The sequence below is a fragment of the Streptomyces sp. MA5143a genome (assembly GCF_900290235.1).
In the GTDB taxonomy this organism is placed as follows: Bacteria; Actinomycetota; Actinomycetes; order Streptomycetales; family Streptomycetaceae; genus Streptomyces.
This window is the reverse complement of record NZ_OLMK01000015.1, coordinates 1-16,279: the sequence shown is the minus strand read 5'-3', so window position 1 is coordinate 16,279 and position 16,279 is coordinate 1. Positions and strand designations below refer to the sequence as shown.

Sequence of the window (16,279 nt, the reverse complement as noted above, 5' to 3'; positions counted from 1 at the left end):
AGGGGGCGTCATGCCCGAATCATCCACCCGTGGTGGCGAGTTCCGTGGCTGCGAGAAGTTCGGCGAGGTGTACGAGATCCGTACCGGTGAGGCGGGGCAGGGCGCAGCCGGAGAGGGTGCGGCAGGCGTCCCGCCAGGTGTCGGGGACGGCGGAGGCGCCGCCGAGCGCGCCGGTCAGGGCTCCGGCGAGCGCGGGCGCGGAGTCGGCGACCCGGGAGAGGCAGGCGGCGGCGGGGACGGCCTCGGCGATCCGGCCGCGGGCGGCGGTGGCCAGGGCGAGGGCTACGGGCACCGTCTCGGCGGCGGCGATGCCGTAGCTGTAGACGTGGTCGACGATCTGGTGCTCCAGTAGCGGCACGAGAGCGAATGTTCCTTCTCTTGTGTGGCGGTGGGCCAGGTCCAGGGCGTGGCGGGCGTTGCGGCCGATCTCGGTCTCGGCGGGGAGTTCGGCGAGGGCCGCCTCGGCGCACGCGTCGACGTCCGCGCCGGCGAGCGCGAGCGCGAGGGCGGCGGCCATCGCGCGGGCGCCGTGCACACCGTCGCCGTCCTGGGTGTAGCGGGCGTCGAACTCGGCGAGTTCGGCGGCGCTTCGGGGGTCTCCCGGGTGGGCCACCGCGAGCACGCAGGCGCGTACACAGGCCGCGTCGTCGAAGTAGTGCGGGTTGTCGTGGCCGGTGGCGGGCGGACGCAGGCCGGTGGCGAGGTTGCCGAGTCCCGCCCGTACGGAGATGCGGGCGCGCAGGGGGAGCACGGCGGACTCGACCTCGGGGGCGCGTTCCGCGGCCGCGGCGATCTCGCTGGCGACGGTGTTCCAGGACAGGTCGATGGAGGCGCGGGTGCGGCGCTCCAGGCTCAGGTCGCCCAGCGCGGCGGCGTCCCCGGCGCGCAGGAGGGCCTCGGCGGCGAACGCCGCCCATTCCGCGTCGTCGGAGGGGCCGAGGCGGAGCGGCTCGGGGGGCTGGTTGAGGGCGATGGGGACGGGGAGGGTGGTCGTCGCGTTCTGCTCGGCGAAGGTGTCGAGTTCGCGGGTGAGGCGGCGGGTCCACTCGGGCATACGGGCGGCGCGGTGCCGGCCGGCGGGCCAGCCGGCGGCGTCACCCGCCGCGAGGCCGAGGAGGAGGCCCTCGATTCTGGACCGGGCCCCGGCGGGGGGCGGGGGCTCCGTGGGGTCCTCGGACGGGGTCGGGGTGGGCGGGGTGAGGACGAGGGGCGATGGCTCCGTGGGGTCCTCGGACGGGGTGGGCGGGGTCAGGGTGAGGGGTGTGCCTGTCGGGCCCTCGTCCCAGGGGCTCGGGGGGTTCATGGGTGGGGCTCCTCCTCGGGGGCCGGGGTGTAGGCGGACGGGGCGGGCCGGGTCGGGGGGAGGGGGCCGGTGATCCACTTGGCGCAGTCGTCCGGGGTGAGCAGCTCGGCCACGTCCAGGACGTGGTGGCCGGCCATGGAGGGGAGGCAACTGCCCCGTGCGGGGCCGATGGGCGTCGTCCACTCCGCGGGGATGGACGAGGCGCCGTGCGTGGCGCCGGCCAGGGCGCCCGCCACGGCCGCGGTCGTGTCGGCGTCGCGGCCCATGTTGACCGCGGTGAGGACGGACTCCGTGAAGTCGCCGTCGGCCGCCGCGTACGCGCCGAACGCGAGGGCGACCGCCTCGGGTGCCAGATCCGTCCACGGGTAACCGCCGACGACCACGGCGGAACGGACCGCGCGCTCGCCCCGGTGGGCGACGGCGACCGCCCGGCGCAGCGAGCGCGCGGTCCAGGAGTCGTCCGGGACGACGGCCAGGGCGGAGGCCACGACCGAGATGGTCGGCGCGCCCGCCATCGCCGCCGCCACGCCCGCCGCGACCGCCTGACCTCCGTAGATGCCCTCTCCGTCGTGGCTGACCGAGCCGTCGACGGCGACCAGTCGGGCGGCCTCGACGGGGCGGCCCGCGGCGAAGACGCCGAAGGGGGCCGCGCGCATCGCCAGACCGTCGCTCCAGGCGTGCCGGTGCTGCGCGGAGATGGGGGCGGCCAGTCCCCGGCGGAGGTTCTCCAGGGTGCCGCGCTCGCTGAAGCCGGCGCCCCGGAAGGGCCCCTCGTCCAGGTCCGCGATCCACTGGTGCCAGGCCGTCTCCACATGGGTGACGGTGAGCGCCGAGCCGTGCCGGGCCAGCAGCAGCCCGGAGAAGATGGCGTACTCGGTGTCGTCCGTGCCCGCGGGGTTCTCGGCGACGTACCCCGTGATGCGGCCCCAGCGGGCGCGGATCTCGGAGGGCTTCATGTTCTCCGCGGGCGCCCCCAGCGCGTCCCCGACGGCGAGCCCGAGCATGGCGCCGCGCGCCCGCTCGCGAAGACCGGTGGCGTCCCCCGGCAGCGGGGCCGGGGGGACGCAGGCGATCGAAGGCATAGGACGCCTCTCTGGCCCGAGGGCCGGTCCAGTGGATCGTGTCCGAGGGGGTTCGGAGGAGTGGGGCGGGGTCGGCGCGGCTGCTCGGTGGTGTGGGTGGGAGGGCGGGAGGGCGGTGTCCGGGCCGCTGCGCGTGGTGCGCCGCCGGGGGTTGCGGCCACCCGGGTGTGCCGGGGACGGGGTGCCGACGGCCCCGGTGTGTCCGGTGCCGCGCCCGCGGCGACCTGGTGGCGCCGATGGCTCCTCGGTGCCCCGTGCGTGCTCCGACCGGTGGGTCCCGCGCGGCACTATGGGCAGTTGATCCGTTCTGAAGATTTCTCTGTGAAGATCTCTGCCACATCGCGTGCCCGACCGGGCCCCGGAACGTCCCGGTATCACCCGGTCGACATCTGTGCGGGGTCTTGTACGAATGAGCGGCACCCATTCCTCGAACACCCCCGAACTACCGCTCAGTCGCAGGTAAGTACGGCCTTCCTTGCTGGCAGAAGCGATTTTCCGAGCGTACGTTCGACGTATGGCGATCATTGAGACCGAAGCAGCGCTCCACGTGGCGCACCGCGACAACCACACCCACCGGGACGTGAACGGCGGCTGGCTGCGGCCCGCCGTGTTCGGGGCGATGGACGGGCTCGTCTCCAACCTGGCGCTGATGACCGGTGTCGCCGGCGGGACGGCCGGCCGGGAGGCGGTCGTCGTCGCCGGGCTCGCGGGGCTGGCCGCCGGGGCCTTCTCGATGGCGGCCGGCGAGTACACCTCCGTGGCCTCCCAGCGCGAACTCGTCGAGGCGGAACTGGATGTCGAGCGGCGCGAGTTGCGCAAGCACCCCGCGGACGAGGAGAAGGAGCTGGCCGCCCTCTACGAGGCGCGCGGCGTCGAGCCGGAGCTCGCCCGCGAGGTCGCGAGACAGCTCTCGCGCGATCCCGAGCAGGCCCTGGAGATCCACGCCCGTGAGGAGCTGGGCATCGACCCCGGCGACCTCCCCTCGCCCACCGTCGCCGCCGTGTCGAGCTTCGGTTCCTTCGCGCTCGGCGCCCTGCTGCCCGTGCTGCCGTACCTGCTCGGCGCGAGCGTGCTGTGGCCCGCCGTGCTGGTGGCGTTGCTGGGACTCTTCGCCTGTGGTGCCCTGGTGGCGAAGGTGACGGCCAGGAGCTGGTGGTTCAGCGGGCTGCGTCAGCTGGCCCTCGGGGGTGCCGCGGCCGGTGTGACCTACGCCCTGGGCACACTGTTCGGTGCGGCCGTATGATGAATCGGATGGCTACGTATGCGAGGCGCCGTATAAGTAGTCGTTACCAGGCGGTTTCGAATGCTTAACCACTGGGCATGAGCCGTAAGCGCCGCCGGCAATGACGCCTGCACCGCACCTTGCCGCAGGGAGCGACGACGCCCCCCGCACATCGAGTCGAAGGACATGGATCTGTCCGGATGACTCCCCTTGCTCCCGCCGCCGTGCGCCGCACCCGCTCAGCGCCGCGGCGTCCGCATGTTGGAACGAACTATCCCGGTTCCCGAGAAGCGCTCCATCATGTAACCTGCACGAAATTTTGCACTCCGCGCAGAGGGCCAACGTCGTCCCTCGGCAATTTGCATATGCCAGATGACGACGACGGGAGAGCCGATGCGTACGCCGCGCCAGCCGTCCCAGCACTCCACGAATGGCCAGAAGTGGTCGTTCATGGATGCTCGCCCTGCTGCGCAGGGTATGTACGACCCCCGCAACGAGCGCGACGCCTGTGGCGTCGGCTTCGTGGCCACCCTCACCGGCGAGGCGAGCCATGCGCTGGTCGAGCAGGCGCTCACCGTTCTGCGCAACCTGGAACACCGCGGTGCCACCGGCTCCGAGCCGGACTCCGGCGACGGCGCCGGCATCCTCTCCCAGGTGCCCGACGGCTTCTTCCGTGAGGTGGCCGAATTCGAGCTGCCCGAGGCCGGCGCGTACGCGGTCGGCATCGCCTTCCTGCCCCAGGACGGCGCCGACGACGCGGCCGCCCGTATCGAGGCCATCGCCGCCGAGGAGGGCCTGAACGTCCTCGGCTGGCGCGAGGTGCCCGTCGCGCCCGAGCTGCTCGGCGCCACGGCCCGCTCGACGATGCCCGCCTTCCGTCAGATCTTCGTCGCCGACGGCGCCACGGTGCCCGCCACGGACATCGACCTCGACCGCAGGACGTTCGTGCTGCGCAAGCGCGCCGAGCGCGAGGTCGACGTCTACTTCCCCTCGCTGTCCGCGCGGACCATCGTCTACAAGGGCATGCTGACCACCGGCCAGCTGGAGCCCTTCTTCCCGGACCTGTCCGACCGCCGCTTCGCCTCCGCGATCGCGCTCGTGCACTCCCGGTTCTCCACCAACACGTTCCCGTCGTGGCCGCTCGCCCACCCGTACCGCTTCGTCGCGCACAACGGCGAGATCAACACGGTCAAGGGCAACCGCAACTGGATGGTCGCCCGCGAGTCCCAGCTCGCCTCCGACCTGTTCGGCCCGCAGGACAAGCTGGAGCGGATCTTCCCGATCTGTACGCCGGACGCCTCCGACTCGGCGTCCTTCGACGAGGTGCTCGAACTGCTCCACCTCGGCGGCCGTTCCCTCCCGCACTCCGTGCTGATGATGATCCCGGAGGCGTGGGAGAACCACGACTCCATGGAGCCGGCCCGCCGCGCCTTCTACCAGTTCCACTCCACGATGATGGAGCCCTGGGACGGCCCGGCCTGTGTCACCTTCACCGACGGCAAGCAGGTCGGCGCGGTCCTCGACCGCAACGGACTGCGCCCCGGCCGCTACTGGGTCACCGACGACGGCCTCGTCGTCCTCGGCTCCGAGGTCGGCGTCCTCGACATCGACCCCGCGAAGGTCGTCCGCAAGGGCCGCCTCCAGCCCGGCCGTATGTTCCTCGTCGACACCGTCGAGCACCGCATCATCGAGGACGACGAGATCAAGGCCGGCCTCGCCGCCGAGCACCCCTACGCGGAGTGGCTGGAGGCCGGCGAGATCGAGCTGTCCGACCTGCCCGAGCGTGAGCACATCGTGCACACCCACGCCTCGGTCACCCGCCGCCAGCAGACCTTCGGTTACACCGAGGAGGAGCTGCGCGTCATCCTCGCGCCGATGGCCAAGGCCGGCGCCGAGCCGATCGGCTCCATGGGCACCGACTCGCCGATCGCGGCGCTGTCCTCCCGCCCCCGGCTGCTGTTCGACTACTTCACCCAGCTGTTCGCGCAGGTCACCAACCCGCCGCTGGACGCGATCCGCGAGGAGCTGGTCACCTCGCTGCGCTCCTCGCTGGGCCCCGAGGGCAACATCCTGGAGCCGAGCGCCGCCTCGTGCCGCAGCGTCACCCTGCCCTTCCCGGTGATCGACAACGACGAGCTGGCCAAGCTCATCCACATCAACGCCGACGGCGACATGCCCGGCATGAAGGCCGCGACCCTCTCCGGCCTGTACCGGGTCTCCGGTGGCGGTGACGCCCTCGCCGCGCGCATCGAGGACATCTGCGCCGAGGCCGACGCCGCCATCGAGAACGGCGCCCGGCTGATCGTCCTGTCGGACCGCCACTCGGACGCCGAGCACGCGCCGATCCCGTCGCTGCTGCTCACCGCGGCCGTGCACCACCACCTCATCCGCACCAAGCAGCGCACCCAGGTGGGCCTGCTGGTCGAGGCCGGTGACGTCCGCGAGGTCCACCACGTCGCCCTGCTCATCGGCTACGGCGCCGCCGCCGTCAACCCGTACCTGGCGATGGAGTCCGTCGAGGACCTCGTCCGCGCCGGCACGTTCCTCTCCGGTATCGAGGCCGAGCAGGCCATCCGCAACCTGATCTACGCCCTCGGCAAGGGCGTCCTGAAGGTCATGTCGAAGATGGGCATCTCCACCGTGGCCTCCTACCGCGGCGCCCAGGTCTTCGAGGCCGTCGGCCTCGCGGACGACTTCGTCGAGAAGTACTTCAACGGCACGGCCACCAAGATCGGCGGCGTCGGCATCGACGTCGTCGCCAAGGAGGTCGCCGCCCGCCACGCCAAGGCGTACCCCGCCTCCGGCATCGCCCCGGCGCACCGCGCCCTGGAGATAGGCGGCGAGTACCAGTGGCGCCGCGAGGGCGAACCGCACCTGTTCGACCCGGAGACGGTCTTCCGCCTCCAGCACTCCACGCGCGCGGCCCGCTACGACATCTTCAAGAAGTACACCGAGCGGGTGAACGAGCAGTCCGAGCGGCTGATGACGCTGCGCGGCCTGTTCGGCTTCCAGTCGGACCGGCAGCCGATCCCCCTCGACGAGGTCGAGCCCGTCTCCGAGATCGTCAAGCGGTTCTCGACCGGCGCCATGTCGTACGGCTCCATCTCCAAGGAGGCGCACGAGACCCTCGCCATCGCCATGAACCAGTTGGGCGGCAAGTCCAACACCGGTGAGGGCGGCGAGGACCCCGAGCGCCTGTACGACCCGGCGCGCCGGTCGTCCATCAAGCAGGTCGCCTCCGGCCGCTTCGGTGTGACCTCCGAGTACCTGGTCAACGCGGACGACATCCAGATCAAGATGGCCCAGGGCGCCAAGCCCGGTGAGGGCGGCCAGCTGCCCGGCCACAAGGTGTACCCGTGGGTCGCGAAGACGCGTCACTCGACGCCGGGCGTGGGCCTGATCTCCCCGCCGCCGCACCACGACATCTACTCCATCGAGGACCTGGCGCAGCTGATCCACGACCTCAAGAACGCCAACCCGCAGGCCCGCATCCACGTGAAGCTGGTCTCCGAGGTCGGCGTCGGCACGGTCGCGGCCGGTGTGTCCAAGGCCCACGCGGACGTCGTGCTCATCTCGGGTCACGACGGAGGCACCGGTGCCTCCCCGCTGACCTCGCTGAAGCACGCCGGCGGTCCCTGGGAGCTCGGCCTCGCCGAGACCCAGCAGACCCTGCTGCTCAACGGCCTGCGCGACCGCATCGTCGTCCAGACCGACGGCCAGCTGAAGACCGGCCGTGACGTGGTCATCGCCGCGCTGCTCGGCGCCGAGGAGTTCGGCTTCGCGACCGCGCCGCTCGTCGTCTCCGGCTGCGTCATGATGCGCGTCTGCCACCTCGACACCTGCCCCGTCGGCATCGCCACGCAGAACCCGACGCTGCGCGACCGGTTCTCCGGCAAGGCCGAGTACGTCGTGAACTTCTTCCGGTTCATCGCCGAGGAGGTCCGCGAACTGCTGGCCGAGCTGGGCTTCCGCTCCATCGAGGAGGCCGTCGGCCACGCCGAGGTCCTCGACGTGGAGCGCGCCGTCGACCACTGGAAGGCGCAGGGCCTGGACCTGGAGCCGCTGTTCCACGTGCCCGAGCTCCCCGAGGGCGCGGTCCGCCACCAGCTCATCGAGCAGGACCACGGCCTGGAGAAGGCGCTCGACAACGAGCTGATCAAGCTCGCCGCGGACGCCCTGGCCGCCTCCGACGCGACCGAGGCCCAGCCCGTGCGCGCCCAGGTCAAGGTCCGCAACATCAACCGCACGGTCGGCACCATGCTCGGCCACGAGGTGACGAAGAAGTTCGGTGGCGCGGGCCTGCCCGACGACACCATCGACATCACCTTCACCGGCTCCGCGGGCCAGTCCTTCGGCGCCTTCCTCCCGCGCGGTGTCACGCTGCGCCTGGAGGGCGACGCCAACGACTACGTCGGCAAGGGCCTCTCCGGCGGCCGGGTGATCGTCCGTCCCGACCGGGGCGCCGACCACCTCGCCGAGTACTCGACGATCGCGGGCAACACCATCGCCTACGGCGCGACCGGCGGCGAGCTGTTCCTGCGCGGTCGCACGGGCGAGCGGTTCTGCGTCCGCAACTCCGGCGCGCTGGTCGTCTCCGAGGGCGTGGGCGACCACGGCTGCGAGTACATGACCGGCGGTCACGCGGTCGTCCTCGGCGAGACGGGCCGCAACTTCGCGGCCGGTATGTCCGGCGGCGTCGCGTACGTCATCGACCTCGACCGCGACAACGTCAACGTCGGCAACGTGAACGCCGTCGAGGCGCTCGACGACACCGACAAGCAGTGGCTGCACGACGTGGTGCGCCGCCACGCCGAGGAGACCGGCTCCACGGTCGCCGAGAAGCTGCTCGCGGAGTGGGACGAGGCCGTGACCCGCTTCAGCAAGATCATCCCCAGCACGTACAAGGCAGTGCTCGCCGCCAAGGACGCCGCCGAGCGAGCCGGTCTCTCCGAGACCGAGATCACCGAGAAGATGATGGAGGCGGCGACCAATGGCTGATCCCAAGGGCTTTCTCAACCACGGCCGCGAGGTCGCCAAGTCCCGCCCCGTCGACGTCCGGCTGAAGGACTGGAACGAGGTCTACGTCCCGGGTTCGCTGCTCCCGATCATCTCGAAGCAGGCGTCCCGCTGCATGGACTGCGGCATCCCGTTCTGTCACAACGGCTGTCCGCTGGGGAACCTCATCCCGGAGTGGAACGACTACGCCTACCGCGAGGACTGGGCGGCCGCCTCCGAGCGCCTGCACGCCACGAACAACTTCCCGGAGTTCACGGGCCGGCTGTGCCCGGCCCCGTGCGAGTCGGCGTGTGTGCTCGGCATCAACCAGCCGGCCGTCACCATCAAGAACGTCGAGGTCTCGATCATCGACAAGGCGTGGGACGGCGGCGACGTCGCGCCCCAGGCCCCTGAGCGCCTGTCCGGCAAGACGGTCGCGGTCATCGGCTCGGGCCCGGCGGGTCTCGCGGCGGCGCAGCAGCTGACGCGGGCCGGTCACACGGTCGCGGTGTACGAGCGCGCGGACCGCGTCGGCGGTCTGCTCCGCTACGGCATCCCCGAGTTCAAGATGGAGAAGCGGCACATCAACCGCCGTATCGAGCAGATGCGGGCGGAGGGCACCCGCTTCCGTACCGGCATCGAGATCGGCCGCGACCTCAAGGCGACGGACCTGAAGAAGCGGTACGACGCCGTCGTGATCGCCGCCGGTGCCACGACCGCGCGCGACCTGCCGGTGCCCGGCCGTGAGCTGAACGGCATCCACCAGGCCATGGAGTACCTGCCGCTGGCCAACAAGGTGCAGGAGGGCGACTTCGTGGCGCCCCCCATCACGGCCGAGGGCAAGCACGTCGTGGTCATCGGCGGCGGCGACACCGGCGCGGACTGCGTGGGCACCGCCCACCGCCAGGGCGCGGCCTCCGTCACCCAGCTGGAGATCATGCCGAAGCCGGGCGAGGACCGGGCCCCCCACCAGCCCTGGCCGACCTTCCCGATGCTCTACAAGGTCACCTCGGCGCACGAGGAGGGCGGCGAGCGGGTCTACTCCGTCTCCACCACCCACTTCGAGGGCGACGAGGACGGCAACGTCCAGTGGCTGCACCTCGTCGAGGTCGAGTTCGTCGACGGCAAGCTGACGCAGAAGCCGGGCACGGAGCGCAAGATCCCCGCCCAGCTGGTCACCCTCGCGATGGGCTTCACCGGCACCGACCGGGAGAACGGCCTGGTCGAGCAGTTCGGCCTGGAGCTCGACGAGCGCGGCAACATCGCCCGCGACGCCGACTTCCAGACCAACGTGCCGGGTGTGTTCGTCGCCGGTGACGCCGGCCGCGGCCAGTCGCTCATCGTCTGGGCGATCGCGGAGGGCCGCTCGGCCGCCCGCGGCTGCGACCGCTTCCTGACGGGCGCGAGCGACCTGCCGGCGCCGATCAGGCCCACGGACCGCTCGCTGACGGTCTGACGACCGCACCGACCGCACCCACCGGGTGACCTGCGGGTCACCCCCATACGTCCCGTACAACGGCGTACGGAACACAAGATGGCGCCTGCCCGCCAGTCCCCGACCGGACGACTGGGCAGGCGCTGTCGCATGTGCGGACGCGGTGGGGCGGACGGGGTGGGGCGCCCCACCGCGCTCAGCTCGTCATCGCCGCGACCTTCGCCACCGCCAGCACCAGCAGGAGAGCGAGGACCACCGCGCAGGCGCTCGCCTGGACGAGGACGCGGCGGCGGTCGCGGGGGGCGTAGGCGTAGGCGAGGGCGATGAGGCCGCCGGTGAGCAGGCCGCCGAGGTGGCCCTGCCAGGAGGTGACGACCGCCGAGAGCACCAGCCAGATCAGCAGGCCCGCCATGAAGCGGTTGATGCCCCTGGGGTCGGCGCCGAGGCGGCGGGCGAGGACGTAGTACGCGGTGCAGACGCCGAAGAGCGCGCCGGAGGCGCCGACCGTGCGGGCGTCCGGGGCGAGGAGCAGGACGAGCACCGAACCGCCGAGGGCGGACAGGAGGTAGAGGGCGAGGTAGCGGGCGCGGCCCAGCTGGGCCTCGACGATCCGGCCGACGTTCCACAGCGTGACCATGTTCATCACGATGTGGAGGACGCCGAACGTGCCCTCGGTGGGCGGGAGGTGGAGGAACGCCCCGGTGAGGAGGCGGTACCACTCGCCGTCGATGACGCCCTCGGGGTGGAAGTCGGACGGATAGACGGCCTGCCAGACGTAGCGCAGGCCGTCCGGGCCGGTGAGGCCCCGGCCCAGCGTCGCGAAGTCGTCGACGACGGAGGGGCGGACCAGTTCGGCCACATAGGCGAGGACGTTGAGGCCGATGAGGACGTACGTCACCAGGGGCACCGCCGAGATCCGGCCGCCGAAGGCGGTGCGGGCCTGACGGACGGTCCGGGCGCCCTCCTTCACACACTCGGGGCACTGGTGGCCCACGGCGGCCTCACACATGCAGTCCGGGCAGATGAAGCGGTCGCACCGCGTGCAGCGGACGTACGCCTCCACCTGGGGGTGCCGGTAGCAGGTGGTGACGGCGGGCTCGGACGACGACGGGGGCTGGGGTTCCACGGCCGGCTCCTTGGGGATGCGGACTGATGACGAGCCGGTGAGGACGGCGGCGAACAAAATAGCGAACCGTCGGGGGCGACGGGTGACGGGGAGGCGTATGGGGGGTGCGCGCGGGGTGGGGGGAGGGTGTCGGGGGTGATCCCGTCCTCGGCGACCCCCGGAGGCCGTGGCGTGGGCCCCCGGAGGAGTGCCGGCGGTTCACCGGCGGCGGCCACCCCTGAGCACCGTCTCCCGGCAGTCGTCCGGCGACCCCCACGCCGAGCGCAGCGCACGGGCCTTCGTCAGCCACAGCGACAGGTCGTACTCCGCGGTGTAGCCGATCGCGCCGTGCGACTGGAGCGCCGTGCGGGCGGCCCGGTACGCCGCCTCGCAGGCCATGACCTTGGCGGCGGCCACGTCCGCCGGGTCCAGGGTGACCGCCGCGCCGAACACCAGCGGGCGCGCGAACTCCAGGGCCACCTTCGCGTCGGCCAGCCGGTGCTTCACCGCCTGGAACGAGCCGACGGGCACCCCGAACTGGGTGCGCTGCCCGACGTACGCCACCGTCCTGTCCAGGAGGGTCAGGCCGACGCCGAGGGCCTGCGCGGCGACCGCGAGCCGCGCCCACAGGACCGCTCGGGCGACGGGCGGATCGGTGGCGAGGAGTTCACCGCCTGGGGACAGGGGCGTCAGGCGGCGTGACGGGTCGAGGGACGGGCGGACCGGGCCGTGGCCGGGTGACAGCCGCAGTTCGGGCCCGCTCAGGGACAGACGGGTGGTCGCCGCGTCCCCGTCCAGCGCGTACGGCGACCCCGGTGGGGTGACCGTGGCCATCGCCTCCCCCGACACCAGCGCCGGGAGCAGCCGCTTCGCCGGGCCCGGGTCGTCCAGTCCGGCGAGGAGCACCGTGGCCACCACCGTCTCCACGAGCGGGCCCGGTACGGCGTGCCGCCCCAACTCCACGAAGGCGAGCGTGAGTTCGACGGGCAGGGGGCCCACCCCCTCGTACGCCTCCGGCGCCGCCAGCGCGAACACGCCGGCCCGCGCGACCCGCGCCCACAGCGCCCGCCCCGCCGCGCGCTCCCCATGGGCCCAGGCCCGCACGACCGCCGGGGTGTCCGCGGCCGTGAGCATCGCGTCCAGCGACGCGGTGAACGCCCGCTGCTCGGCGTCGAGGAGGAAGCGCATCAGCGGGACTCCTTCTTCATGTCCGACGCCCCCTCGGCAGGCCCAGCAGGCGTTCGGCGATGATGTCCCGCTGGATCTCGTTGGTGCCGGCGTAGACGGGCCCGGCGAGGGAGAAGACATAGCCCTCGGACCAGTCGGTGTCCGCGAGCTCGCCCTCCTCGCCCAGGAGGTCCAGTGCCGTCTCGTGCAGGGCGATGTCGTACTCCGACCAGAACACCTTGTTGAGGCTGGACTCGGGGCCCAGGGACTCGCCGTCGAGGAAGCGGGAGGCGCTCGCCCAGGTGAACAGCTCGTAGGCGCGGGCGCCGATCAGGGCGTCGGCCACCTGGTCGCGGGCGGTCGCCGGGCGGCCCCGGGCCTCCCACAGGTCGCGCAGCCGCGCGGCGGAGGCAAGGAAGCGGCCGGGGGAGCGGAGTGTCAGCCCGCGTTCGTTGCCGGCCGTCGACATCGCGATCCGCCAGCCCTGTCCCGGCTCGCCGATGACGTCCTCGTCCGGCACGAACACGTCGTCCAGGAACAGCTCCGCGAAGGCCGGCTTTCCGTCGAGGCGGCCGATCGGGCGGACCGTCACGCCGGGCGCGCGCAGGTCGAACATGAGGTACGTCAGCCCCTGGTGCGGCTTCGGGGTGCCCGGCTCGCTGCGGAACAGCCCGAACGCGCGGTCCGCGAACGCCGCCCGCGACGACCACGTCTTCTGGCCCCTGAGCAGCCAGCCGCCGTCCGTACGCACCGCCCGCGAGGTCAGCGCGGCCAGGTCCGAGCCGGCCTCCGGTTCCGACCACGCCTGCGCCCACACCACCTCACCCGAGGCCATCGGCGGCAGCACCCGCGCCCGCTGCTCCCGCGTCCCATGGTCGAACAGGGTCGGTGCGAGCAGGTTGACGCCGTTCTGCCCGACCCGGCCGGGGGCGCCCGCCGCGTAGTACTCCTCCTCGAAGACCAGCCAGCGGATCAGACCCGAGTCCCGGCCCCCGTACGCGGCCGGCCAGTTCACCACCGACCAGCGGTCGGCCGCCAGTTCGGCCTCCCAGGCACGGTGGGCGGCGAAGCCCTCCTCGGTCTCCAGGGAGGGGAGCGGCACGGACGGCACACGCGCGCGCAGCCAGGCGCGGGCCTCCGCGCGGAACGCCTCGTCTGCGGGGGAATGGGCGAGGTCCACGGGGTCACCTCTTTCCGGGCAAGCACCCAACCTTCCCTAACAAGTGTTTGGTAGGTTAGCGTGCCCCCATGACGAACGTCGAGCCTCCGACCTACGTCCCCGCCCACGGCCTCCTCCGCGGCCGTACCGCCGTCATCACCGCGGCGGCCGGCGCGGGCATCGGCGGGGCGACCGCGCGACGCTTCCTGGAGGAGGGCGCGCGCGTCCTGATCAGCGACGCGCACCCCCGCCGCCTCAAGGAGCACGAGGCCAAGCTGGCCGGGGAGTTCGGCGCGGACGCGGTCACGGCGACGGCGTGCGACGTGACCGACGAGGACCAGGTGCGCGCCCTGTTCGCCACGGCCGTCCGGCTGCACGGACGGCTGGACGTCGTCGTCAACAACGCGGGTCTCGGCGGCTCCTCGGACCTCGTCGACATGACCGACGAGCAGTGGTCGAAGGTGCTGGACGTGACCCTGGGCGGCACGTTCCGCTGCACCCGGGCGGCCCTGCGGCACATGCGGGAGACCGGCGGCGGTGTGATCGTCAACAACGCCTCCGTCGTCGGCTGGCGCGCCCAGGCCGGGCAGGCGCACTACGCGGCGGCGAAGGCGGGCGTGATGGCGCTGACCCGCTGCGCGGCCGTCGAGGCGGCCGGATACGGGGTCCGCGTCAACGCCGTGTCGCCGAGCCTCGCCATGCACCCGCACCTCGTGAAGGTGACCACCCCCGAACTGCTGGCGGAACTCACCGCACGCGAGGCCCTCGGGCGGTACGCCGAACCCTGGGAGGTGGCCAACGTGATCGTGTTCCTCGCGTCCGGCTACTCCTCGTACCTGACGGGCGAGGTCGTGTCCGTCAGCAACCAGCACCCTTGAGGACAATGAACAGCGTGCCGACCAAGAAGAAGCCCCAGGTGACCGCCGCCCCCGCCCGCCGTCGTGAACTCCTCGACAGGGCGGCCGAGGTCTTCGCCGAGCAGGGGTACAACGCCACCACCGTCCGCAGGATCGCGGACGACGCGGGCATGCTCGCGGGCAGCCTGTACTACTACTTCGACTCCAAGGACGCGATGCTCGAGGAGATCCTGCGGACCTTCCTCGACGAGCTCTGGGAGCAGTACGACACCGTCCTGGCCGCCGGGCTGGGGCCCAGCGAGACCTTCCGCTCCCTGGTCACCGAGTCGTTCCTGGCCATCGACCGGCACCGCGCGGCCGTCGAGATCTACCAGAACGAGGCGAAGCAACTGATCGCGCAGGAACGCCGGTTCGGGTTCCTGGAGGTGTCGCAGCGCAAGTTCGAACAGACCTGGCTGTCCACGCTGGAACGCGGGGTCACCGAGGGGGAGTTCCGGGCCGACCTCGACACGAAGGTCACCTACCGGTTCGTGCGCGACACCGTGTGGGTCGCCGCCTCCTGGTACCGGCCCGGCGGGCAGTACAGCCCGGAGCAGATCGCCCGGCAGTACCTGTCGATGGTGCTGGACGGGATCGCCGTACGTACCTGACCACCAACTCACGACCGGAGTCCGGGGAGTCGCCATGGCCGAGGCCTACATCGTCGAAGCGGTCCGTACGCCCGTCGGGCGGCGCGGAGGAGGGCTCGGCGGGGTGCACCCCGCCGACCTCGGCGCACATGTGCTGAAGGCGCTCGTCGCGCGCGCGGGCGTGGACCCCGCGGCCGTGGAGGACGTCGTCTTCGGCTGCCTGGACACCGTGGGACCCCAGGCCGGTGACATCGCCCGCACCAGCTGGCTGGCCGCCGGACTGCCCGAGGAGGTGCCCGGCACCACCGTCGACCGGCAGTGCGGCTCCTCCCAGCAGGCCGTGCACTTCGCCGCCCAGGCCGTCCTGTCCGGCACCCAGGACCTCGTCGTCGCCGGTGGCGTCCAGAACATGACGATGGTCCCCATCGCCTTCGCCTCCCGCCAGGCCGCCGTGCCCCTCGGGCTCACCGAGGGCCCGTTCGCCGGCAGCGAGGGCTGGCGCGCCCGGTACGGGGACCGGCCCGTCAACCAGTTCGCCGGTGCCGAGATGATCGCCGCGAAGTGGGGCATCAGCCGCCGCGACCAGGAGGAGTACGCGCTGCGCTCCCACCGGCGGGCGGTGCGGGCCGTCGACGAGGGCCGCTTCGAGCGGGAGACCGTGCCGTACGGGGACGTGACCGTCGACGAGGGGCCGCGCCGGGACACGTCCTTGGAGAAGATGGCCGCGCTGAAGCCCGTCATCGACGGGGGCACCGTCACCGCCGCCTGCTCCTCGCAGGTCTCCGACGGCGCCGCCGCGCTGCTGCTCGCCTCCGAGCGGGCCGTCGAGGAGCACGGGCTCACTCCGCGCGCCCGCGTCCACCACCTCTCCGTACGCGGTGAGGACCCCATCCGGATGCTGACCGCGCCGATACCGGCGACCGCGTACGCCCTGAAGAAGGCCGGCCTCTCCCTCGACGCCATCGACCTCGTCGAGATCAACGAGGCGTTCGCGCCCGTCGTCCTCGCCTGGCTGAAGGAGACGGGCGCCGACCCGGAGAGGGTCAACGTCAACGGCGGCGCCATCGCCCTCGGACACCCCCTGGGCGCCACGGGCGCCAAGCTCATGACGACCCTCCTGCACGAACTGGAACGCACAGGCGGCCGCTACGGCCTCCAGACCATGTGCGAGGGCGGCGGCCAGGCGAACGTGACGATCATCGAGCGGGTGTGAGGCCCGCCCCGGACCACCCCTGAAGCCGCTACGAGCGAACCGGGCGGGGTCCGGGACCGCCCGTATCCCTGCGGCCGTGCGGCCGTGCGGCTCTGCGGCCTGGCGGCCTGGC

11 protein-coding genes are annotated in these 16,279 nt (G+C 72.4%); 6 read left to right on the top strand and 5 right to left on the bottom strand.

Going from position 1 to position 16,279, the window contains the following annotated elements; translation table 11 throughout:
- Positions 1-19: 19 nt before the first annotated feature.
- Positions 20-1,303 (bottom strand): ADP-ribosylglycohydrolase family protein, encoded by a 1,284-nt coding sequence (locus SMA5143A_RS07865; RefSeq protein WP_107462191.1) that lies wholly within the window; start codon positions 1,301-1,303, stop codon positions 20-22.
- The gene (locus SMA5143A_RS07860) at positions 1,300-2,385 is read right to left on the bottom strand and encodes an ADP-ribosylglycohydrolase family protein (RefSeq protein WP_107462190.1); all 1,086 of its coding nucleotides are present in this window, start codon (positions 2,383-2,385) and stop codon (positions 1,300-1,302) included. Before SMA5143A_RS07860 ends, SMA5143A_RS07865 begins: the two co-directional genes overlap by 4 nt.
- A 514-nt stretch (positions 2,386-2,899) precedes the next feature.
- Here SMA5143A_RS07860 and SMA5143A_RS07855 point away from each other — a divergent pair.
- From SMA5143A_RS07855 to SMA5143A_RS07845, 3 genes are all read left to right on the top strand, one after another.
- Complete coding sequence (locus SMA5143A_RS07855) at positions 2,900-3,628, top strand: VIT1/CCC1 transporter family protein (protein WP_107462189.1); 729 nt, start codon at positions 2,900-2,902, stop codon at positions 3,626-3,628.
- 372 nt (positions 3,629-4,000) lie between these two features.
- Positions 4,001-8,605, top strand: a complete 4,605-nt coding sequence (gene gltB / locus SMA5143A_RS07850) for a glutamate synthase large subunit (protein ID WP_107462188.1) — start codon at positions 4,001-4,003, stop codon at positions 8,603-8,605.
- Complete coding sequence (locus tag SMA5143A_RS07845) at positions 8,598-10,058, top strand: glutamate synthase subunit beta (protein ID WP_107462187.1); 1,461 nt, start codon at positions 8,598-8,600, stop codon at positions 10,056-10,058. The genes gltB and SMA5143A_RS07845 overlap by 8 nt, the downstream gene beginning before the upstream one ends.
- A 175-nt stretch (positions 10,059-10,233) precedes the next feature.
- On the opposite strand, the gene SMA5143A_RS07840 is transcribed toward SMA5143A_RS07845, so the two are convergent.
- The 3 genes from SMA5143A_RS07840 to SMA5143A_RS07830 all read right to left on the bottom strand — a co-directional run bounded on the left by SMA5143A_RS07840 (position 10,234) and on the right by SMA5143A_RS07830 (position 13,489).
- Positions 10,234-11,163 carry a rhomboid family intramembrane serine protease gene (locus SMA5143A_RS07840; RefSeq protein WP_107462186.1) on the bottom strand — a complete coding sequence of 310 codons (930 nt, stop codon included), beginning with the start codon at positions 11,161-11,163 and terminating at the stop codon, positions 10,234-10,236.
- Between the two features lie 198 nt (positions 11,164-11,361).
- Positions 11,362-12,330 carry an acyl-CoA dehydrogenase family protein gene (locus tag SMA5143A_RS07835; protein WP_107462185.1) on the bottom strand — a complete coding sequence of 323 codons (969 nt, stop codon included), beginning with the start codon at positions 12,328-12,330 and terminating at the stop codon, positions 11,362-11,364.
- Between the two features lie 16 nt (positions 12,331-12,346).
- Complete coding sequence (locus SMA5143A_RS07830) at positions 12,347-13,489, bottom strand: acyl-CoA dehydrogenase family protein (RefSeq protein ID WP_107462184.1); 1,143 nt, start codon at positions 13,487-13,489, stop codon at positions 12,347-12,349.
- A 68-nt stretch (positions 13,490-13,557) separates the two neighbouring features.
- Between SMA5143A_RS07830 and SMA5143A_RS07825 the strand changes: the two genes are divergently transcribed.
- From SMA5143A_RS07825 to SMA5143A_RS07815, 3 genes are read left to right on the top strand one after another with little or no spacing between them, the layout of a single operon-like run.
- Entirely contained in the window at positions 13,558-14,346 is a 789-nt protein-coding gene (locus SMA5143A_RS07825) for an SDR family oxidoreductase (RefSeq protein WP_107462183.1), read from the top strand.
- A 14-nt stretch (positions 14,347-14,360) separates the two neighbouring features.
- Positions 14,361-14,975, top strand: a complete 615-nt coding sequence (locus SMA5143A_RS07820; protein ID WP_107462277.1) for a TetR/AcrR family transcriptional regulator — start codon at positions 14,361-14,363, stop codon at positions 14,973-14,975.
- A 34-nt stretch (positions 14,976-15,009) separates the two neighbouring features.
- Complete coding sequence (locus tag SMA5143A_RS07815) at positions 15,010-16,167, top strand: acetyl-CoA C-acetyltransferase (RefSeq protein ID WP_107462182.1); 1,158 nt, start codon at positions 15,010-15,012, stop codon at positions 16,165-16,167.
- Positions 16,168-16,279: the final 112 nt, after the last annotated feature.